Source organism: Rothia sp. CCM 9418 (assembly GCF_048512825.1).
Taxonomy (GTDB): Bacteria; Actinomycetota; Actinomycetes; order Actinomycetales; family Micrococcaceae; genus Rothia.
In genome coordinates, this window is the sequence record NZ_JBLXXX010000001.1 from 366,727 (window position 1) to 387,948 (window position 21,222).

The following is a 21,222-nucleotide window of genomic DNA, read 5'->3' on the forward strand; positions in this document are numbered from 1 at the left end:
GCAGGCAACGCTTTCACACAAGTTTAATCAGCTTCTGGCTTCATCAACGGGAACAGAATAGTGTCTCGAATACCAACATTCGTAAAGAGCATAATCAGACGATCCACACCAAGACCAATACCGCCCATTGGAGGAGCACCATACTCAAGAGCACGCAAGAAATCTTCATCCAACTGCATCGCTTCATCATCTCCACCAGCAGCAAGAAGAGATTGCTCCGTCAAACGCTCACGCTGAATTACCGGATCAATAAGCTCCGAGAAAGCAGTGCCACGTTCCATGCCACCAATAATCAAGTCCCAAGCCTCAATCAGCCCCGGCTTATCACGGTGAGGACGAGCCAACGGCTGAGCCGACGGCGGATAATCATACACAAAAGTAGGATTAAGCAACGTCGGTTCAACAATTTCACCAAAGAGCTCCACCACAAGTTTTTCAGCATCCCACTGAGGGTCTATAGAAATATCGTGCTTCTGAGCAATATCGCGAAGTACCTGAGCGGGAGTCTCCGGAGTAATCTCTACCCCAACAGCCTCAGACAGACCAGGATAGACTGCAACCCACTTCCATTCACCGCTCAAGTCAATAGTGCCTTTATCAGTTTCAATCTGGTAAATGCCTACAGCCTCAGCACAAGCCAAAATAATCTCACGCATACGCTCAGCCATCACAAACTGATCAGCATACGCTTCGTAGCATTCTAACGTTGTGAACTCTGGGCTGTGAGTAGAATCGACACCCTCATTACGGAAAACGCGCCCGATCTCATATACGCGCTCAATACCGCCAACCTGCGCACGTTTTAAGAAAAGCTCGGTAGCGATACGCAACGTCATATCTTGGTCAAACGCGTTCAGGTGTGTACCAAACGGACGCGCCGCAGCGCCACCATGAATCAGCTGCAAGATAGGAGTCTCAACCTCAATATAGCCGTGCCCGTTTAGAACATCACGAATAGTTTGAGTAATTTTTGCACGCTTAATTACAAGCTCACGAGCCTCATCACGAACCATCAAATCGAGGTAACGCTGGCGGACACGAGTCTCGTCGTTCAGTTCCTTATGCAACGTTGGCATAGGGCGTAACGCCTTAGAAGCCATCTGCCAAGAATCAGCCATCACAGAAAGTTCACCGCGACGAGAAGAAATCACTTCACCATGAACAAAAACGTGGTCGCCAAGATCAACTAAAGCTTTCCAATCAGCAAGGGCTTCTTCGCCTACACCGGCAAGAGAAATCATCGCCTGAATACGAGTACCGTTACCCTGCTGTAAACTTGCAAAGCACAGCTTACCGGTATTACGCACAAACACGACACGCCCAGCGATACCCACAATATCGCCGGTAGTATCCTCAGCATTAAGCACACCGTCGTATTTTTCGCGGATAGCCTCAATAGTGGTCGTTACAGGCACACCCACGGGGTATGCTTCACGTCCTGAAGCAAGGATATCTGCACGTTTGCCCAAACGAATCTGCATCTGTTCAGACATATCTGCAATAACTGGCATTTCTGAAGAAACGCCCTTCTGATGATTAGTCACGTAAAAAACCTAACGTCTTTGAATATATAGCGGAAAAATTAGTTTAATTCCATGTTGTCAATGAGACGAGTCTGCCCCACATAGGCTGCCACGAGAGCCAAGACCTTTGATGAATCAGCTGCTGGAGGCTCAAAGGTTTCTGAATCAATTACTTCAAGATAATCTAAGCGCACACCTTCAACAGCGTCAATGCGTTCGCGAGCAGCGCTAATATCATCTTCAGTGAGCCCACGAGTAATCTGCTGTTCTCGAAGCATCGCTAATGTACGCGATAACACCAGCGCACGCTCACGATCTTCAGCACTCAAATATTGATTGCGAGAAGAAAGAGCTAAACCGTCATCAGCACGCACAATAGGCACCGGCTTAATCACAATATCGTGGTTAAAATCCTGAACCATACGCTGAATCAACGACACCTGTTGTGCGTCTTTACGACCAAAATATGCGTTGACAACATGATGACGAGCACTAGATTTAAGAATGTTAAAGAACTTATTGACAACCGTCAAAGCACCATCAAAATGCCCAGGACGTGTTTTACCTTCAAAAAGATTTCCGAGCTTCCCTGAAGACACCGTAATCAAAGGGGTGCCAGAAGGATACATTTGGTCGTTATCTGGGGCAAAAACAATATCGGCACCAGCTTCTTGCGCAACCTGAACATCTGATTCAAGGGTGCGTGGATATTTCTCGTAGTCTTCGCCAGGACCAAACTGTAAAGGATTGACAAAGACTGAGACCACAACAACATCATTTTGTTCGCGAGCGCGACGGATGAGCGTGGCGTGTCCTTCATGTAATGCGCCCATGGTTGCCACATAACCCAATGTTACGGGTGTTGCGGGTTGTTCTTCTGTTGCCTGCTGGTGAGCTTGTTCTTGGGCTCGTTCAAGTGCTGAACTGACGCTTTGGCGAAGTTCATCAACAGAACGAATAATTATTGGACTACTCGTCACGGGGTGAAAGATCCTTTCATCATGTGCACTAAAACGTTAGCGTTGTAAGGCGTCTAGGACGCGTTCAAGCTGTTCATCACTCAATGCGCCTCGCGCGTGAGCTCTCTGCGCAGTGGCTTGAGCTAACGCTACGTACGCTATCGAGATATCTTCAGAGTTCTCTTCTTGTGCATACTGGCTAAGTTCTTGTGCGTGTGTGTGTACCGTCTGAACATCGGCTCGAGCTACTGGTCCTGTAAGCGTATTTTCGCCAGAAGATAACACGTTATCTAACGCTGCTTGAAGGAGCGGACGTAAATAGTGTGCAGGTTGGGGAACCCCAATAGATTCGAGAATTTGTAGTGATTGTCCAGTAATGGTCACAAGGTGGTTTGCCACATGTGCCAATGCCGCGTGGTACAGTCCACGGTCTGTTTCTGCAATAGTTACCGGTTCAGCACCCATCTCAACGCTTAGTGCCTGAGCAATAGGTAGAAATGGTGCCGGCCCTGTTACTGCGCAACAAGTATCTTGTAAACGCGCTAGGTCCAGAGATAGCCCAGTGAAGGTCATGGCCGGATGAATTGCTAAACAAATTGCACCTTGTGCGGCAGCTGGTTCAAGAACCGAAATGCCGTGCATACCGGAGGTATGAAAAACGATTTGTCCGTTTTTCCAACCGACAGTATGCGCTATTCCTTCAACAACGGAAGTAATAGCATCATCAGGTACAGCAAGTAATACGACTTCAGCTTCTTGCACAATATCGGGGATACTGCGAAGAGGAACGCCAGGTAGTAGCATCTCAGCACGTTCGCGAGAAGCCTCTGAGATGGCGTGTACCCCGACGATGGTATGTTGAGCGGCCCGTAGGGCGGCGCCGAGGACGGCACCTACCTTACCGGCAGATATCACACCAATTTTCATGCGGGCTGGTTGTGTAAAACTCACGGGTAACAGCTTACCCTAGTTGTTTCCTTAGATTCTGCCCTTATGCACACTTATCGGTAGACGTCACGATGAGTTTGCACAATTCTTTGGGCATCTTCGGCATGAATGTTCTTATTTGTGGCGGAAATAGGGCCCACAATAGTCCAAATGTTAACGGTGCGTGCCCCGTAATGTCGTTCTAAAGGTGAAGAGCGCACATCAACAGATTGGATAAACTGGTAGGGGATGATGGAAAGCTTGTAGTACAAGACACCGTCACGAAGGATGAAGTATTTATCGGTGAGGGTAAACCCTGCACGGCGGTACGATAGTGGACGTAGCCACCGGAGTTTTGCTACACGAGGATGAAAACCAGCCTCAGTACCTCGAGTTCCATGAGCGTAGAGAAGCCATCGGCCTGTTACCCGTTCCTCATGGACGGGGAGAACCATGTCTAAGATTTTTTCGAGTTCTTCACCTGTTGCAAGAACAACTAATTCTTCCGTAATTTTTTTATCGTTCATCATGTCTTTGATGCCGTAGCCGGCGACGTTGATTACGACTTTGTACCAGTTCAAAGATCGCCAGAGAACGCTCTGATTAATCTGTAGCCCTTGGATTCTTGATACGGGTACGCTCTGGGTCACGGTATCGAATAATCCATAACGAATTTTAAGACCTTCAGGAGTATCTGCAATACGGAAATTATAGCGGCGGGCAAAAGTGTTAAATAGAGAGCTCGCAAAACCAAACAAAATGATGATGGACGTAATGTTTGAGAAGGAGAAAGAGTATCCACCGAGCTCTCTCAGATTAATTACTATGAAGATGAAAAGAATCAGAAGCTGGAACAGCACTTTCACGTCCAACAATAATGACGCGACAAGACGCTTGGGCGGAACTCTTAGAAGCTCTTGTTCTGAGGAGTCCTCGACTGCCGTAGACGTTGGGAGATTCTCCTGCTGTAAAAATTGTTGCAGTTTCTCTTCTTCCGAGAGCACTACGGTAGGTACGTCTTCTGATTCTTCTCGTGCGGGCGCAGCATGCTGAGACTGCTTAACGTCCGTTATTCTTTGGAGCAAAGTCGAACGTAATTGTTGAGCATGTTGGTGTTTGAGGAATTTAATCGAGAGAGCACTACCGTCTCCGTCCGCTACGTCAACTGTCATTTCTGATAGACCAAAAAGACGAGCGAGGAATGGGGACGTAATATCGATAGACTGAATTTTGTTGATATTTGCTTTACGGTTCTTTTTAACGAGAAGAACCCCCGTTTTAAGGTGGAAGAATTTTTCTCCAACAGCAAAGAATGTAAAGAACCAGCCAAGATACGTTACCCCATAATAAATCACCACAGATAACAGTGCCGGAACAAAAATTTTAGGGGTTGAAGTAATGAAAGTTAAAAAGTCTCGTAGAGACTCGAGCAAAGAAGTATCTGACTCTAAAAACCCCGATTCGAAGAGTTCTTTACCGGTAATCCATACGATCCACGCAAGAATAAACCAGCTTGAGGCAAGAGGACTCAGCGGGTGAGCACGTTTCCAATGAAGTTCTTCATCTGGTACTTGTTCGCTATTTTGAGGTTCGTCATGTGTGTTGTTCTTGGCATCATCGTGTCCAAGAGAAAAATTATGTTCTTGTGGTGTTTCGCTCATCGTTACTTCACCATCTGTTCTACGCCGTCTTGAGTCAGAATCTCTCGTATTTTTTCAGCTTCAGGTTGAGGAAGCCCCGGGATTTTTGCCTCTGTTCCAACAGAAGCTGTATGAAGCTCTAGAGAAGCGAGTTTAAAGATTCCTGACACGAGGCCAGAGGTGACGTCTACGTATTGCAAACGTCCATAAGGAACAGAGATGACTTTTCGCATCAAGATTCCTCGGGTGATAACGAGATGGCGTTCATCAAGGTGATACCCAATAGATTTGACGTAGCGAGGCGCCAGCAGAAGGTATGTCAGTTGTCCGAGGAAGAGAACGCCTAAGACTCCCAGAATAATAGGAAGTTTGAGGCCAGAGGAGAAGAACTCGTCTTCACGAAACATCCAGACAAGGCCTGCGACACTCATGATGACCAGCAGGAAGATGGCCCTATTGATAAGGATAATCTTCACATAGGAGGGTGATACTCGTATCCACGGCCGCTGCTCAATATCTTCTATTGTTGAGTTCTGTTGAGTCATGAGAAGGTACCTCATTTTCTAGTGGCCATAACTTTAACTACACACTATCGAAAAGTAACCTGCATCTCAACCTTCAAAATAGTTATTAAATATCATCCTGACGTGCATATCCACGGCTATCACGCTCAAGAATGTGCTCGTCTTTAGGGGAATGATCGTCAGAATCAGAAGGTGGTATTTTACACAGATGCTCTACCCAAACACCGACACCACATAAAAGCGTACCGGCAAGAACATCAATAATCGACGTTGCCAGCGGAGGCCATGCGGCACGAAGAGTGAACATATACAACTGGTACGAAAGCAATGCGCTATGCCAGCCAGCAATCATCACACCCGTATAGGCGCTAGATTGAGCCAGCACAACAGTACGAGCTGCCAAAAGAGGGTTCATTCGCCCAGCATCAACCCGCCGGTCTCGCTGACGAAAACGTGATACCTGAACACCCAACCACATCAAGGGGGCACAAATTATCACTGAAACGAGAAGACTCGAAGGTGAAAGCATCAGCTCTGCGCCACCCCAACGCACACTCAGCGCATTAGCTAAGGCGCCAACCATAAAAGCACCAAGAAAAACACTGAGTAATACTCTCAGACGTAAAGACGTCATGCACAAACCACCGGTGCTTCACGAATTTCGCGGATACCATCACGGTCTTCAGCTTTTTGCGCTAACTCAGCAACCGGCACACCTTGTAGCTCGGCAGAAGGATCCATCCGCACCCACGGTTCAAGCACAAAAGCGCGTTCAGCGGCGCGAGGGTGAGGAATCGTCAAGTCGGTCTGACTCATCTGCATATTGCCGTATTCAATGATGTCAATGTCTAAGGTACGAGGCCCCCAGTGAACCTCGCGTGTACGGTGATGTTTAGACTCCACGCTCTGCGTGTACTCAAGCAACTCAAAAGGACGTAAATCAGTCTCAATTTGAATGACCAGATTCAAAAAATCAGGTTGCCCTTCAGGCCCACCCACTGCAGCAGTTACCGCAACCGGAGAGATATTCTGTACAGAAATCTGAGGATGACTACACAAATCTGCGATACCTCTAATGAGGGTCTCTTCTCTATCCCCCATGTTTGAACCAAGAGCCAAGATAGCAGTTACGCTCATTTTTTCTCCCTGAAAATTGTCACCGAGACATCCGAGAAAGTCACCTCAATAGGAGCTTTCGGCTTATGTACGGTTATTTCAACGGCAAGAAGAGGGAAATGGTCTAACACTTCTTGCGCAATTTTTTCTGCCAACGTCTCAATCAAATCGACAGGTTCACCCATCACCACATCACGGATAGTTTCAGCAACTTCAGCATAATTTGCTGTATATGCAACGTCATCGTCTGCAACAGCTCGCGAGAAATCTGTGAACATCGTAATATCAACAAAGAATGGCTGCCCAGTTTGCCGCTCACTATCAAGAACGCCGTGATACCCGACGCACCCAACACCATTGAGGGTGATACGGTCTGCGGTACGATACGCAGAGGGCACAGCTTGTTCTGTAATAGTGCGGTACTCCGTCACAATGTTCCTTTGTTCGGCAGTATGGGGTATTACCGTCTCCTATTATCCACTGTTCCTGAGCATGCTTAGTGTTGTTTGTCGCCACATTGAATACCATCAATATTTCAACGAAGACCCTCTTCCGCACCATTGCAAGGTTTTAGAGTTAAAAACCGAACTAAATGCGCTTGGAATAGAGGTTAAGCTCACACATGTTTTTAGGTCAAAAACACCTCATGTCGCTTCATCAATAGAAAAACATCACATTTCCGAAGAATAAGCTCTCACTTGTTGAACAACCGCAAGAGCGTCGGCGCTAGAGCGAACATCATGAACCCGCACACCCCACGCACCATTTAACGCCGCAATAACACTCAGCGCTGCCGTCGCCGCATCACGCTCATCAACAGTACGCCCCCGAGGCTCAACACCCAGGCATTCAGCACGTTGACGATCTTCAGCCTCCAATAAACGCCCTAAAAAGCGCTTACGAGATCCAGCAATCAATAGCGGGTGCCCCAGCTCTTGAAAACGTGTCATCGATGCACATAACTGCCAATCTTGCATACCAACTTTTGCGAAACCTAAACCAGGATCAAGAATGATATTCTTCGACGCCACTCCCCCAGAAAGAAGACGATCACGCAAAGAACGAAGCTCAAAAAACACTTCATCAACAACATCCTCATAGCTGGCGCAATCATTCATCGTCTCAGAAGTACCACGAGCATGAGTCAAAATATAAGGAACATCCAGTGACGCAACCGTATCAATCATCTGCTCCGAAAGATTCATTCCCGAAACATCATTAATAATGTCTGCACCAGCTTCAACCGCAACACGAGCCGTATCGGGGTTAAGCGTATCGACACTCAAAAAAGCAGGAATATCACGTAATTTCTCAAGAACAGGCAAAATACGGCGCTGTTCCTCAACACTTGAAATACGGGTAGAACCAGGTCGAGTTGATTCACCACCAATATCAATAATCGTGGCACCATCTTCAACCATACGGTATGCATGGTCTACTGCTTCTTGCAACGTATAGTGTTCACCACCATCCGAAAAAGAATCAGGAGTGACATTCAGAATACCCATCACATGAGTACCAGAAGAAGAAAACACAGAAGACACCACAACGCCCACTTTCTAAAAATTTATCGATAGCAACTAAAACATACAGACACCACAAGAATACGCACAAGTACACACCGCATAAGGGTGAGGGCACCTACGATATTTTCGTAGGTGCCCTCACTCTTGCATCGGCAGAAGATTCTTCACAAACTTCCGGAACTACGAGCAAGAACTATTAATCAAGCTCATCGCCTCAGCACGAGTTGCCTCAGCACGTAATTGACCGCGCACAGCACTCGTTACGGTCTTAGCGCCCGGCTTACGAACCCCGCGCATTGCCATACACATATGCTCAGCTTCTACAACAACAATTGCACCAGCTGGACGAAGATACCGCTCAATAGCATCCACAATCTCCGTCGTCATACGCTCTTGCACCTGCGGACGTTTAGCGAATAAGTCCACCGTACGAGCCAACTTTGAAAGACCTGTCACTTGCCCAGAATCTCCCGGAATATACCCCACATGCGCATGACCAAAAAACGGTACAAGATGATGCTCACACGTAGAGTAAAACGGGATATCCTTCACAAGCACTAGTTCTTTATGATCAATATCAAAAGTCGTCCCCAGAATATGGCCGGGTTCATCATGCAAACCAGAGAACATCTCTGCATAAGCGCGCCCCACTCGAGCAGGGGTATCGACAAGACCCTCACGATCAGGGTCTTCCCCAATCGCTAATAGAATCTCGCGAACAGCTGCTTCAATACGAGGCTGATCCACGGCCATTAGCGTGCACCACCCCAAGGACTCCCATCTGAACCGCGCGCATCACTATCATTTCCGCCCAGTCCAGGAGAAGGATGAACATCTGTCGCTGGTTTCTCAACCGGAGAAGAATCCGTATCAATCACAGGCTGTTGAACAATAGGCTCATTCTCTTGCGAATCTTCTGAAGAACCATCCACCTCACTAGGAGCCTTTACTGGGGGTAAAGAAGAAGGTTCACGAGTTGTTTTAGAGTACCAATGTGAACGCTCAGGACGTTTACGAACATCCTTGAAAATCTCTGCAATCTCTTTCTCAAGAAGAGTTTCTTTCTCAAGAAGAGCATAGGCAAGACGATCCAAAACATCACGGTTCTCAGTCAGAATCTCAAAGGCCTCATCATGGGCGTTCTCAAGCAAAGCAGCAACTTCTTGGTCTACCACATAAGCAAGTTCATCCGAGAAATTATTGCCTCCACCAGCGCCACCGCCAAGGAACGGATCAGACTCACGAGAAGCAAGACGAACAGAGCCGATACGTGAGCTCATGCCGTACTCAGTAACCATCTTACGAGCTGTTTCAGTAGCTTTTTGAATATCATTCGAAGCACCGGTAGAAGGATCATGGAAGACCACTTCTTCTGCTGCACGTCCGCCCATGGCGTAAGCCATCTGATCAAGTAGCTCATGACGAGTTGTCGAATATTTATCGTCCTCAGGCATCACCATGGTGTAGCCCAACGCACGCCCACGAGGAAGAATCGTAATCTTTGTTACCGGAGAAGAATTACGCAAAGCAGCCGCAACCAAGGCGTGTCCGCCTTCATGATAAGCGGTAACTTTTCGTTCATGTTCTTTCATAATGCGAGAAGAACGCTGAGGCCCAGCCATCACACGATCAATAGCCTCATCGATAGCACGCTCATCAATCACGTTTCCACCATCACGAGCTGTCAATAGCGCAGCCTCATTCATGACATTTGCGAGGTCGGCGCCGGTAAACCCAGGAGTTCGTTTCGCCACAGAAGACAGTTCCACACGACGATCAATAGGTTTACCTGTAGCATGCACTTCAAGAATGCGTTGACGCCCCTTCAAATCAGGAGCATCCACTCCAACTTGACGGTCAAAACGACCCGGACGCAACAAAGCAGGGTCTAACACATCAGGTCGGTTCGTTGCAGCAATCACAATGATATTTGAGGTTCCGTCAAAACCATCCATCTCAACAAGAAGCTGGTTTAGAGTCTGCTCACGCTCATCGTTACCGCCACCCATGCCGACACCGCGTTGGCGGCCTACAGCGTCAATTTCGTCAACGAAAATGATGGCAGATTTATGGTTCTTAGCCTCTTTGAAGAGGTCTCGCACACGAGAAGCACCCACGCCCACGAACATCTCCACAAAGTCAGAACCAGAAATAGAGTAGAACGGGACTCCAGCTTCTCCAGCAACAGCTTTCGCAAGAAGAGTCTTACCGGTACCGGGAGGGCCATACAAGAGAACGCCCTTAGGAATTTTTGCGCCAAGACGAGTAAATTTCTCTGGTTCAGCAAGGAACTCACGCACTTCTTCAAGCTCCGCAAGAGCTTCATCAACACCGGCAACATCAGAGAACCGTACGGTCGGGTTGTCTTTATTGAATTTCTTTGCACGAGACTTCGAGAAGTTCATAATCTGAGAGCCGCCAGAACTGACTCGAGACATCAAGAACCAGAACAATAAAGCAATCAGAACAAAAGGTGCAAAGAACGTCAGTAACGAAGTAAACCAGTTACTCTGCACAGGCTGATCGGTGTAACTCTTCAGTTTTCCATTATCCACAGCCTGAACCACATCACCAGCGCGAGCATTTACGAAATAGAATGTGACATTCTTTCCGAGATTCTGCCCCTTAGGAGTGGAATAGTCGTCTTTAAGCTCTAAATCTACGCGCTGATCGCCATCATAGATTTTCGCGCTCACAGCTTTATCGTTCTTCAATAACTCTAAGCCGACATTCGTATCGACACGGTTTGAACCGTTAAACATCGAGGTAATCGAAAAAGTCGCGAAGATGGCTAAAGCGAGCACCACCCAGAACCATGGTCCTGAGATGAACTTGCTGAAGAACCCTTTATCTTCTTCTGGGTTCTTATTGGTTTTTTGCGCCAATGCGGTAATCCTCCAAATATGGGTGACTACCCGTCTAGTAGAAGCACGAGGCAACCACTATAGGGGCAGAGGTTATTCTGCACATTAATGTACAGGTGAAACCTGTTAAGTTCCCGTTCAGTCAGGTGCGTTCCCCTCAAGGCTAAAATTTTACGGTGCGAGCGAGCGTACTATTTTTACCTCGTTCGCACCGTATAAGAGGAGAATCTTAGGTGTATTTAGGAATAGACGTGCGGAGCTAAAGTCGCAATGCAGTCCAAGTTACGGTAGCGTTCTGCAAAGTCTAAACCGTAACCAATCACAAATTCAGGGTCGATATCCCAACCAACATATTTGCACTGAACATCAGTTTTAACGCATGTTGGTTTACGCAGAAGAGCACAGATTTCAACAGAGTTTGCACCACGAGAAATGAGGTTCTGTTGAAGCCACGCAAGAGTAAGCCCAGAATCAATAATGTCTTCGACAATCAGAACATCACGTCCAGTCAAGTCGGTGTCAAGGTCTTTGAGAATACGAACAACACCAGAAGACTTTGTTCCAGAACCATAAGAAGAAACAGCCATCCAGTCCATGGTGTAATGGGTACTCAATGCTCGTGAGAGGTCTGCAACCACCATAATTGCACCCTTGAGAACACCTACCAGCAGAACTTCTTTACCTACGTAATCTTTATCAATCTGTGCAGCGAGTTCTTTAATCTTTGCGTCAATATCTTCTTTGGTGAAAAGAACGTGTTTGATATCGTCCTGTACGTCTTCTGCCTTCACGATTCCTCTAATCCTTTGTGATTAATATGGGGGCTGTAGAAAATTAGTGTACCGTCTAGCAGATAGCTGCGCTAAAGCAAACCGGCACCTAAACATGTTTTTCTCGGTATTCGTTCTTTAAGTATGGAGCTTACACGGTGGTGAGTAAAACAATAACCCCAGTTTCTTTCAAAAGAATCTCTTTTTTCTCTGCAGATGAACGAAGTTCCACTGTAACTTTCGCAGGTGGACGGCGACGGTAAGCACTCACCTTACCCGCCAACTGTATAGGGCCAGCAATAGTGTGACCGCATAAGAGTTCTCCTAATGCTTGTAAACGTTCAAAACTTGGATTTTCTCCGCCCAAAGAACGAACCGCCAAAGATAATACTCGATGCTGTAAAGCTGGATGTTCTTGACTCAACGCATAACGGTTAATCACTACGACACCCTGCATATTAGTCTCAGTAGGAAGGTTTAAAGATTCAACTCCGCCTACCGCTGAAAGTTCAAGTTGTACCCTCGTAAACGCTCTTTCGGCTTCTTCTTCAAGATGCTGTGCGTCAGGTCCGCTAATAGCAGCAGTACGAGCCAATGAGAGCGCAACAGAACCGCCTAGATGTTCTTCCAAAAAAGGAAGAATGCTATGACGGACCTTCGCTCTCATAAGTTTCTGGTCGAGGTTCGTAGGGTCATGCCACGGGTCTAAACCCTCAGCAACACAAATTTGTTCGACTTCATACCGACGTAAATTCAGCAGAGGACGGAGATAATTCACACCATGGTGAACACGCACCGGACTCATCCCGCCTAAAGATTTTGTGCCCGACCCTCGCGCTAAACCAAGAAGCACTGTCTCTGCCTGATCGTCTAACGTATGTGCGAGCATAATTCCTTGTGCACCAGTTTCTTTAACGGCATCTTCAAACGCCGCATATCGTGCAATACGTGCCGCCATTTCAGGTCCCTCATGGGCAGCGTCAACAGTAACAGAACGTACAAGCACCGGAGATAATCCCATATCACGGCATGTTTGTGCAGCCTGTGCAGCGACTTCGTCAGAGCCTGCTTGAAGCTGATGATCAACAATTATTGCACCGATACGTATCTCACCACGACGCACGAAATGAGCGCTCAATGACGCTAACGCTAAAGAATCAGGGCCACCAGAACAACCCACCAAAAAAAGTGGAGGATTCTCTTGTGGACGCGCTTTACCTGAAGCGTGAATAAGTGTTTGTCCCAAAAAATGATTGATGTTTTGTTCAAGAAGGGTGCGAGCGCGTCCTACTGCCGGATGCAAACGTCCTCGTCGTCCGTTTTGCATCAGTTATTCTCCTGCCCAAGGGATGACGTGCTCCGTTGACGCTAACACCCTATCAATCCACTGCTGAGGGTGATGTATTTCTTGCTCAGTAGGAAGATTCTCAGGGCGTTCCCAAATCATGTTGAAACGGTCCATGCCCTGAGCATCCACAATGTATTGAACGAATTTTTGTCCGTCTTTATATTGTTGAAGTTTTCGTTCCATGCCAAAGAGTTTTTGCACTATTTTGTGGAAGAAGGTGTGTGTTTGGCTGCGACGGTTAAACCGTTGGCGAATAGTTTTGATACTAGGAACTACTGATGCGTCAATAGAGTCCATGACAACGTTAGCGTGACCTTCAAGAAGACTCATGACGGCAGTAACTTTAGAAAGCGTCTTATGGGCAGAATCGTTCATCGTAAAAGAGGTCGGGTCTGAATCAGTAGAGCGAGAGTCTCCTAAAGAACTTTTGGCCGTATAGATTACGCGCCCAAAAAGTTCTTCAGTGTTCGACCCTAGATCTGAAGATAGGCGGTGTACTAGCTGAAGGATATACTCATCAAGCCATGGTGCAGCAGCAAACTGCACGCGGTGTGTTTGTTCGTGCAGGCATACCCACAGTCTAAAATCTTCGGGGTCAAGGTGAAGTTCTTCTTCTAAGGCAAGGATGTTAGGTGCTACGAGCATGAGCCGCCCACCGGAGGCCCCGTACCCGGCGCGGGCAGCATATGGTTCGTATTGTCCTAGTACTCGTGTAGAAAGATAAGCGAGCACGGCACCGACTTCAACTGCTGTTGCATAGTTGACTAAGGTTTTTTGGGTTTTTGTTAGTTTCTTCATCTTCTGCACAAGACGTGAAGAAGGTTCGGTGTTGAGCATTGTTGAGAATGCTTGCGTATTTGCTTGAGACCATGTGGGGCGGTCTATGACGAGAACCTGTGAATCTGTGAGTTGGTGGGCTACCTCAAGTTGAGTAATACGGTATACATGTTCAACGGACGCTAAAGCCGCATAACGGATACTTTCTACGGCACGAGTCATCTCTTGAACTGTTTTTTGAGGTCCAGCAGGTACGAGCTGAGCGGCAACTTGGGCTGCTGTATCCCAAGCTACGAGGTGAGAAAGAGTATTTTTTTGAGTCATTGTTCTTTACTCTATACCACAGTTTTCTCATCTTTCTTATCCTGCAGTTCTTCGCTGAGCACAAGTTTTGTGCTTCAAAAAATGTTTATTATCGAGGTGTTTGCTTGTACTAGCTCTTTTTATGGAAGGCTGTTGCGACTTTGACATATAGGTGCGTTGAAAGGTTTTATGCGTCGTATATCCTCTATAAAAAATAGACGTCATGGGCAAGAACATATATGTCTTGCCCATGACGTCTATAGGTCTTGATAAAAGTTGTTAAACCTTAAACCTGCGAATTATGCGTTGTGGCGGTCGATAGCTTCTTGAACCATTTTTTCTGCAGCTTCACGGCCTTCCCAGCCTTCGCCTTTAACCCATTTTCCGGATTCGAGGTCTTTATAACGTTCGAAGAAGTGCTGGATCTCTGCTTTGAGCTGTTCAGAGACATCTTCAAGTTCTTGGATGTGGTCATAGCGTTTATCGGCAGGGACACATAGTACTTTTGCGTCTCCGCCAGCTTCGTCAGTCATATTGAAAACTGCGATGGGACGAGCTTCAACCACTACGCCAGGGATAACGTCAACGTCGAGGATGACCATTGCGTCGAGAGGATCACCGTCTTCGCCAAGAGTGTTATCGAAGTATCCGTATGCGGTGGGGTACTGCATTGAGGTGAAAAGAACACGGTCAAGACGGAGACGTCCGGTTTCGTGATCGATTTCGTACTTTACGCGTGAACCGCGATTGATTTCGAGGGTGACGTCAAGTTCCATGATGTCTCCTTATATGTTGTGAGTTGGGGCGTACCTGTTGCAGGTACGTTTAGCATATCGGTGTACAGTCTAACCTAGACATGAGATATACCTGAGGTTTTACGGCTATTCTCTTATAGTCTAACGTTCGTGACTTTTGCTGGTGAATAGTATTGGGAGGATATATGAGCGGTGAGGAATCTATGTCTTCGTCAGAGACATCAAAGAAACGTCAATGGATATTACCTAGCGTTTTAGGTGTTGCGACGCTAGGTGTTGGAGTTTGGGCAATACCTCACGTGCAGTCAGCCTATACTTTAGCTGATGGCACGACGTCCGCATATGTTAGCCCTCAACCCGTTCAGGTTTCTTCTACTGTTCATCCTTCAGTAACCCCTCAGGCAGAGACTCTTACGCAAACTCTTGACCAGATTTTAGACTCTTTACCTGACGGTAATGTGACGGGACTGGTCGTGGATAAAGATTCTGGAGAAGTCCTTTATCAACGTGGTGCTGAGCAGCAGAGAGTTCCAGCATCTAACCTGAAAATTCTTGTTGATTATGCTCTTCTTGATCGAGTTGATCCAACAGAACGTTATGAAACAAGTGTTCGTCGTCAAAACGACGTTTTAACGCTCGTAGCAGGCGGGGACACACTTCTAGGAACTGGTCTTTCTCAGCCCGATGATATTGTGGGGCATGCTGGTCTACGAACACTTGCACAAGAGGTAGTTCAGGGCTTATCGCAGGGACCTTCACATTATCGTGTCAATCTTGATACGTCTATCTATCGTGGGCCTTCAGTTAATCCGGCGTGGGCGCAAGGAGATATTGATGCTGGCGAGGTCACTGCGGTGAGTCCTATAGCGTTTTATTCGCATTATTCTCCAGACGATCAGGGGAAGGCTTCTCGTTCTCGACCGGCAGAAGCAGGGCAGGAAGTACACCGTTATTTTGTGTCTTTGCTGAACGAGTTAGGTGCACAGAAGAACCTGAGCTTTTCTCTTGGGGAAGAGGAACCTGGCACCGAGAACTCAGAACGTATTGCGCAGGTTAGTTCTGCAACGGTTGCTGAACAGGCAGCGTATATGATGCAACATTCAGATAACATGTTGGCAGAGACTTTAGGGCGCAATCTTGCAGTTTCTTTAGGGCGTGAAGGGTCTTTTGAGCAGGCACGTGCTTCTATTCAAGAAACGTTAGAGCAGAACGGTATCGATACTGCAGGATTTCATCCGGTAGATATTTGTGGCCTTTCAGGTGAGAATAAGGTGACGAATAGAATGATTGTTCAGGTGCTTGAAGCCATTGCTGATTCGTCTGCCCACACGACATTGGCCTTGGACGGTTTTCCAGTTGCTGGTGGTTCAGGTACTTTAGCGTTACGTTTCAACTCTGCTGATACTCGACAAGCTCAGGGGTATGCACGCGCAAAAACAGGGACGCTATATTCTGTTATTTCTCTATCGGGTTATGGGTATTCTGCTTCTGGTAAAACTTTGGTGTATTCGTTTATCACAAATGACATTACTCGTATTGACGGGGCTAAGGAAACGTTGGATCGTGCAGTTACTGCTCTGGTGCAACGCTAGGTGCGGTAAATATAAAGCTTTGGGTGTGAACCAATATTGGTTCACACCCAAAGCTTTATATGGATGAAGTTTTGTACTGTGTCTTAGCTTTTGAAGACGCGTACACGTCCTGTGCGTGAATGCCAGGCGATGGTGTAGCCTTTGCTGAAACGCTGGTGCACTTCAATACCGTGGCGATATTCGCCGGTGATGGGGTATCCGTATCCGCGTTCGTAGTCGTTGCGGCTCCATTCTGCGGAGATTGCACCGTATTCGAGGATGGGGTGCGCGCCGTAGCGTGGGTGCCACATAATTTTGGTGACGCGATTTCCTCGTTTGAATCGCTGGTATGCGCCGCCGCCGATGAGCCCGCCTGTTTCGTACATGAGGGGGTATCCTAGGACGTTTTCTTCACCGTGTCGTGCCCAGTACCGACCAATATCACCTTCAAAGTGCACTGGGTACGCGCCGGTGTCTGCGGTCCAAAGGAATTGGGAGATGTTGCCGTTTTTGCTGTAGTTCTGGTAGATACCGCCTTCGACGAGTCCACCTTTTTCGTTCATGATGGGGACGCCGAATCGAGCTTCGCCGCCGCCGTTACGGTAGCTTGCGCCGATTCCGCCTTTGATGGCGTAGGTTGGCTGTGTGGATTGTGTTGCGACACGGCTTCCGCCAGCGATGGTGGGCTGGATGTCTGATGGTCCACGTCCACGTTCGTAGCGGTAGATTCCGACGTTTCCGAGGACTCGCCAAGGGAGTCCTCGTCCGTTGCCGTAGCATAGTCCGATTCCGCAGGTGTTTGCTTGTGGAGCAAGAATTGCGGCGCGGTGCGGTGGTGAGCTCTTCCAGAATGCTAGAAGTTGGCTGATATCCCCGTTGTAGGACAGTGCGATAACTTCGCGTACGAAATTGTATCCACGAACCTTAGGGTTGTACATAAATTGGGTGCCATGTGAGAAGTAGCCCTGAATAAATTGGCGACGAGCTTCTCCGTCCATTACGGTTGCAACAGTTGCTGAATGTTGCAGGGGTTGGAGACCGTATTGTGCGCGGTATTGGTTGATGAGGTTGAGTAGGCGCTGTGCATCTGCATTTCTGTATGCAGTGCTTACTCGTCGAATATCGCTATAGGCGGCTTGGGCAGCGGTGCTACCTAGCACTGTTGCTCCGAGTCCCGCAAGAGCAATTTTTCCTACCTGGCGTCGGTTAGGAAGAAGACTCTTGAGTGAACTGAGTTCTGTATTTGACATGTCTTTCTCCGATGGCGATCTTTTGGAATGCTGTAATAACGGACAATGTGCGTACACAACTTTATAGAATCGTTATCAAATTCTATGGATATTTTATGGTTTTTTGTGATTTTTGTATCCATATCTTCGATAATTCACAGGATTCGAACACTGCTTAGTGTCTCTATATTTCAATTACAAATTCATGTTATCTGTGCGTTTTCTTGCACAAATACACAGATAGCTTAGTTTGCTGTTATGGCTAACGAGGGGCACATTTGAGATAAATTCACAGGTTTTGTTCGATAATTAGCTGAGTTTTCTTGGCGTTTCGTTCACCACTATTCACAGCTTTTCGAAAATCAATTCAGAATATGAGATATATTCGATTATTTATTCGAACACTAGATATATTCATCCGTACCACTATATTCTTAATCGACATAAAAGTAATTAAATGAAAAATATGTATTTTATTAATATCTCACGCAAAAATTTGACTTTAACCTGACAAACTTATTCCCATTAGACGCTGTTAGCGGAACATTTACCATCTATTTACCCGCCTTTAAAACCACAACATTTTTTGCCATACAACGGCATAATCCTCTGCACCCACTCAAGAATGCACAGGTTTTACCACTACCCCCACAACGCAAACCACGACCGCTAAAATCAGTACAACAAGACCACAAGCTCGTCCACGAACAGGCACCCTCATAGCACGAAAGACACCATGAGTTCAGAAGAGTTCGAAGAACACACCCCATACCTATTTCACCAAGAAAACCTCACCATAATCCTTGGAAAATCAGCAAAGCTAGCAACCATCAAAGGACTCATACACTCCACCCAAACACCCACCACGACAACATACTGGGGGCAACACGCATCAGAAGAACTCATAAGCTCCATCGCCACACCCCTGACCAGCCAAAATTTCTGGGAGACAATCACAGAGGGGCTCCTTCTGCAAACCCATTGGCCCACACATCCAGGGGGAACCCTCTACTACCCCACCACACCCCCATGGCTCAACAACGCACCGTCATGGGAATATGACCCCATCTGCCCACCTGACGGGCTTGGAGCTCTCGGAGGATGGATACACGTCAAAGGACATGTACTACCAAACCACCAAATCGCCCTCTTCCAGCTCACAGACGAAAACTCATTCTGGATTTTTAGCTCACCAGAAACACTCCAACAAATACTTCACCTATGCAAAGACATCGCGCCCATAAGAGAGCACTTCGAATACGCCACAGGCTACCTTGGTGATGATGCACAGTACCAGTGCCTAGCACTACCTATGACCTGCAGAAACACCCTTGAAGATGAGCTCACACTGCAAGGAAAACACTACGATTCTTTTTTCTGGGAGTAAGCTACGCCTCTTTTAAGCGCGAAGACTGGCATACTTAACTCGTGTATGTTTTGACCTTTATTCGTCGCAAGGGCGCAAAAGCTCTCCCCTTAGAAGAGCTCTGCGACAAGCTCAACACCCTAGAGCCGTTCATCCCCTTCACCAAAACCTACCCTGACGAACTACAAGGCGCATTTAATCACCCAGAACATGCCATACGAGCATTCCTCCTCGGAGCCCTCTATAACGGGTACTGGATTGGTATCGGAGTGGGAGGACTACGAGCCCCACGCTTTGCAATGGCTTTAGGAGCTGTGGGAATACCAGAATGCTCTGGAGAAGCCATTAGCTATTCACGTCTTGCCGTAGAACAAGCCCCCACCGGAGCACCCTCAAAATGCGTTGTGGTACTCGGTCATGACCAAAAGCTCTCACAGCACGCCACAGGTATTGCACGATTGCTCTATCGAGTCTGTGCAGAACGTTCAGAAGCTGAAAACCGTGTTATATCCTTACTGATCCCAGGTGTTCGAGGACAGCAAAAAGCAGTAGCACAAGCCCTCGGTATCAGTTCGCAAGCAGTCAGCAAAACACTAGTTAGAGCACAATGGCATGAACAAGAAGCGGCGTTACCGGTGCTTCAGGAGCTCCTCAGCTCTATCCATCGGCTGACGCCAAAGTATTAGAACTCTTACGAACGTCGTGGCAAAGAACAAGTAGAACCCGGAAGCCGCCAACGATTCTGCGCAATCAGAGCATACACTTTTTCAGCAGGCAAACGCCCGATAGAAGACAACAAGCAACGCCCTAAAACTCGCAAAGAACGGTGCTGACTCGTCTTCAGAACAAGACCTACCGCAACCACACCATAAACGGTATGTCCGTCATCTGTCACAAGTGGAATAGCTCGAGAAAAACGTTGAGGGTCAACCTTTGAAGAAAACTCCTCATCGCTCCAGGCCGGAAGAATGTCAGCACGCACCTCTTGCTGAGCAAGCCAACGTCCTGCTTGAGTGCAAATACCACAGTCAGGGTCATAATAGAGTTTCATGCAGTATCGCCTAAGGAAGAAGAGTCGCTAAGGTACGTGCTACGCCATCGTCATAGACACTAGTAGTGACCTCATCAGCAACAGCAATCACTTCCTCAGGTGCTTGTCCCATGGCAACTCCACGAGCTGCCCAATGTAACATCTCTTTATCGTTGTGCCCGTCCCCAATAGCAATCGTATGCGCGGGGTCTATGCCGAGGGTGCGCCGTAGCTGCTCTAGAGATGAGGCTTTTGACACACCGTGTGCAGCGATATCTAACCATGCGGTCCAGCCGACGGCATAGTTTACTCCATGAAGACCTGCAGCATAAATAGCTTTTTTGAAGGTTTGAGGATCAACGTCCTCAGCAAAAACGACAACACGAGTAGCTTCACGATGTTCAAGGAGTTCAGATTTTGTGACGGGTATCGATTGTGCACCAAAAGATCCGTCTTCAAAATCATCTGTTGCGTAAATATCACCGGCGACGGTCTCTAACGCCATCTGAGCGTACGGGATTTTCTCCTGCAATAAGCTCAATGCGCGCTGCGGGTTAAACGCAACACTATCAATAACGTGGTAACCATCATTAGCCGATAGCTTGAGGGTAACCGCACCATTTGAAGTCACCATATAGCCTTCGCTCATACCGAGCTGTTGCGCGATGGGAAGTGCCGCTTGACGAGAACGCCCCGTCGCGATAATCACGGCGTGTCCGGCTGAGATAACATCTTGAACAGACTTTTTGACAGCCTCACTTAGTGTTCCGTCGTGATGTACTAGAGTACCGTCAATATCTATGGCAATAAGGTAACGGGTATCTGGTTCAAGAACCCAATGACTTGAGACAGGCGGGTGGACTCGTAGTTTTTCCATCATAGTTTCAGGTGTCTTTTCTTGTGGTGGGTTCAGGGTAAAAATAGCGGTCGTTCAAAGACTCTACCCGCTCAATAAGCTACCCATCATACTGGAGTATTAGCGAGTATTCTCTCC

Annotated in this window: 21 protein-coding genes; 3 read left to right on the forward strand and 18 right to left on the reverse strand. The window is 47.4% G+C overall.

What is annotated here, in order from left to right; genetic code table 11:
* Window positions 1–23 precede the first annotated feature (23 nt).
* From lysS to ACN083_RS01785, 15 genes are all read right to left on the reverse strand, one after another.
* Complete coding sequence (gene lysS, locus ACN083_RS01715) at window positions 24–1,511, reverse strand: lysine--tRNA ligase (protein WP_419101301.1); 1,488 nt, start codon at window positions 1,509–1,511, stop codon at window positions 24–26.
* Window positions 1,512–1,582: 71 nt separating this feature from the next.
* A complete protein-coding gene (gene panC / locus ACN083_RS01720) occupies window positions 1,583–2,503 on the reverse strand; it encodes a pantoate--beta-alanine ligase (RefSeq protein ID WP_419101098.1) in 921 nt (306 codons plus the stop codon).
* Window positions 2,504–2,539: 36 nt separating this feature from the next.
* A complete protein-coding gene (locus ACN083_RS01725) occupies window positions 2,540–3,433 on the reverse strand; it encodes a Rossmann-like and DUF2520 domain-containing protein (RefSeq protein ID WP_419101099.1) in 894 nt (297 codons plus the stop codon).
* Window positions 3,434–3,483: 50 nt separating this feature from the next.
* Window positions 3,484–5,070, reverse strand: coding sequence for a PH domain-containing protein (locus tag ACN083_RS01730; protein ID WP_419101100.1), 1,587 nt, complete (start codon window positions 5,068–5,070; stop codon window positions 3,484–3,486).
* A gap of 2 nt (window positions 5,071–5,072) precedes the next feature.
* Window positions 5,073–5,594, reverse strand: a complete 522-nt coding sequence (locus ACN083_RS01735; RefSeq protein ID WP_419101101.1) for a PH domain-containing protein — start codon at window positions 5,592–5,594, stop codon at window positions 5,073–5,075.
* Between the two features lie 85 nt (window positions 5,595–5,679).
* A complete protein-coding gene (locus tag ACN083_RS01740) occupies window positions 5,680–6,207 on the reverse strand; it encodes a DUF3180 domain-containing protein (RefSeq protein ID WP_419101102.1) in 528 nt (175 codons plus the stop codon).
* A complete protein-coding gene (gene folK / locus ACN083_RS01745) occupies window positions 6,204–6,710 on the reverse strand; it encodes a 2-amino-4-hydroxy-6-hydroxymethyldihydropteridine diphosphokinase (protein ID WP_419101103.1) in 507 nt (168 codons plus the stop codon). The genes ACN083_RS01740 and folK overlap by 4 nt, the downstream gene beginning before the upstream one ends.
* Entirely contained in the window at window positions 6,707–7,120 is a 414-nt protein-coding gene (gene folB, locus ACN083_RS01750) for a dihydroneopterin aldolase (RefSeq protein ID WP_419101104.1), read from the reverse strand. Before folB ends, folK begins: the two co-directional genes overlap by 4 nt.
* Window positions 7,121–7,360: 240 nt before the next feature.
* On the reverse strand, window positions 7,361–8,233 hold the full coding sequence (folP, locus tag ACN083_RS01755; RefSeq protein ID WP_419101105.1) for a dihydropteroate synthase: 873 nt from the start codon (window positions 8,231–8,233) through the stop codon (window positions 7,361–7,363).
* A gap of 162 nt (window positions 8,234–8,395) precedes the next feature.
* Window positions 8,396–8,968 carry a GTP cyclohydrolase I FolE gene (folE, locus tag ACN083_RS01760; protein WP_419101106.1) on the reverse strand — a complete coding sequence of 191 codons (573 nt, stop codon included), beginning with the start codon at window positions 8,966–8,968 and terminating at the stop codon, window positions 8,396–8,398.
* Window positions 8,968–11,100 carry an ATP-dependent zinc metalloprotease FtsH gene (gene ftsH, locus ACN083_RS01765; protein ID WP_419101107.1) on the reverse strand — a complete coding sequence of 711 codons (2,133 nt, stop codon included), beginning with the start codon at window positions 11,098–11,100 and terminating at the stop codon, window positions 8,968–8,970. The genes folE and ftsH overlap by 1 nt, the downstream gene beginning before the upstream one ends.
* A gap of 218 nt (window positions 11,101–11,318) precedes the next feature.
* Complete coding sequence (hpt, locus tag ACN083_RS01770) at window positions 11,319–11,870, reverse strand: hypoxanthine phosphoribosyltransferase (RefSeq protein WP_419101108.1); 552 nt, start codon at window positions 11,868–11,870, stop codon at window positions 11,319–11,321.
* Window positions 11,871–12,000: 130 nt separating this feature from the next.
* Window positions 12,001–13,176: a tRNA lysidine(34) synthetase TilS gene (gene tilS, locus ACN083_RS01775; protein ID WP_419101109.1), complete on the reverse strand. Its 1,176-nt coding sequence runs from the start codon at window positions 13,174–13,176 to the stop codon at window positions 12,001–12,003.
* 3 nt (window positions 13,177–13,179) lie between these two features.
* A complete protein-coding gene (locus tag ACN083_RS01780) occupies window positions 13,180–14,298 on the reverse strand; it encodes a zinc-dependent metalloprotease (RefSeq protein ID WP_419101110.1) in 1,119 nt (372 codons plus the stop codon).
* Between the two features lie 278 nt (window positions 14,299–14,576).
* Window positions 14,577–15,053 carry an inorganic diphosphatase gene (locus tag ACN083_RS01785; RefSeq protein ID WP_419101111.1) on the reverse strand — a complete coding sequence of 159 codons (477 nt, stop codon included), beginning with the start codon at window positions 15,051–15,053 and terminating at the stop codon, window positions 14,577–14,579.
* A 182-nt stretch (window positions 15,054–15,235) separates the two neighbouring features.
* On the opposite strand from ACN083_RS01785, the gene dacB reads away from it, so the two are divergent.
* A complete protein-coding gene (gene dacB / locus ACN083_RS01790) occupies window positions 15,236–16,624 on the forward strand; it encodes a D-alanyl-D-alanine carboxypeptidase/D-alanyl-D-alanine-endopeptidase (protein WP_419101112.1) in 1,389 nt (462 codons plus the stop codon).
* A gap of 83 nt (window positions 16,625–16,707) precedes the next feature.
* On the opposite strand, the gene ACN083_RS01795 is transcribed toward dacB, so the two are convergent.
* The gene (locus tag ACN083_RS01795; protein WP_419101113.1) at window positions 16,708–17,853 is read right to left on the reverse strand and encodes a CAP domain-containing protein; all 1,146 of its coding nucleotides are present in this window, start codon (window positions 17,851–17,853) and stop codon (window positions 16,708–16,710) included.
* 715 nt (window positions 17,854–18,568) lie between these two features.
* On the opposite strand from ACN083_RS01795, the gene ACN083_RS01800 reads away from it, so the two are divergent.
* Both ACN083_RS01800 and ACN083_RS01805 read left to right on the forward strand, forming a co-directional pair.
* The gene (locus ACN083_RS01800; RefSeq protein ID WP_419101114.1) at window positions 18,569–19,219 is read left to right on the forward strand and encodes a hypothetical protein; all 651 of its coding nucleotides are present in this window, start codon (window positions 18,569–18,571) and stop codon (window positions 19,217–19,219) included.
* A 41-nt stretch (window positions 19,220–19,260) separates the two neighbouring features.
* Complete coding sequence (locus ACN083_RS01805; RefSeq protein ID WP_419101115.1) at window positions 19,261–19,884, forward strand: recombinase RecJ; 624 nt, start codon at window positions 19,261–19,263, stop codon at window positions 19,882–19,884.
* 5 nt (window positions 19,885–19,889) lie between these two features.
* On the opposite strand, the gene ACN083_RS01810 is transcribed toward ACN083_RS01805, so the two are convergent.
* Both ACN083_RS01810 and ACN083_RS01815 read right to left on the reverse strand, forming a co-directional pair.
* Window positions 19,890–20,249 carry a thiol-disulfide oxidoreductase DCC family protein gene (locus ACN083_RS01810; protein WP_419101116.1) on the reverse strand — a complete coding sequence of 120 codons (360 nt, stop codon included), beginning with the start codon at window positions 20,247–20,249 and terminating at the stop codon, window positions 19,890–19,892.
* Window positions 20,250–20,259: 10 nt separating this feature from the next.
* Complete coding sequence (locus tag ACN083_RS01815; protein ID WP_419101117.1) at window positions 20,260–21,108, reverse strand: HAD family hydrolase; 849 nt, start codon at window positions 21,106–21,108, stop codon at window positions 20,260–20,262.
* Window positions 21,109–21,222 lie beyond the last annotated feature (114 nt).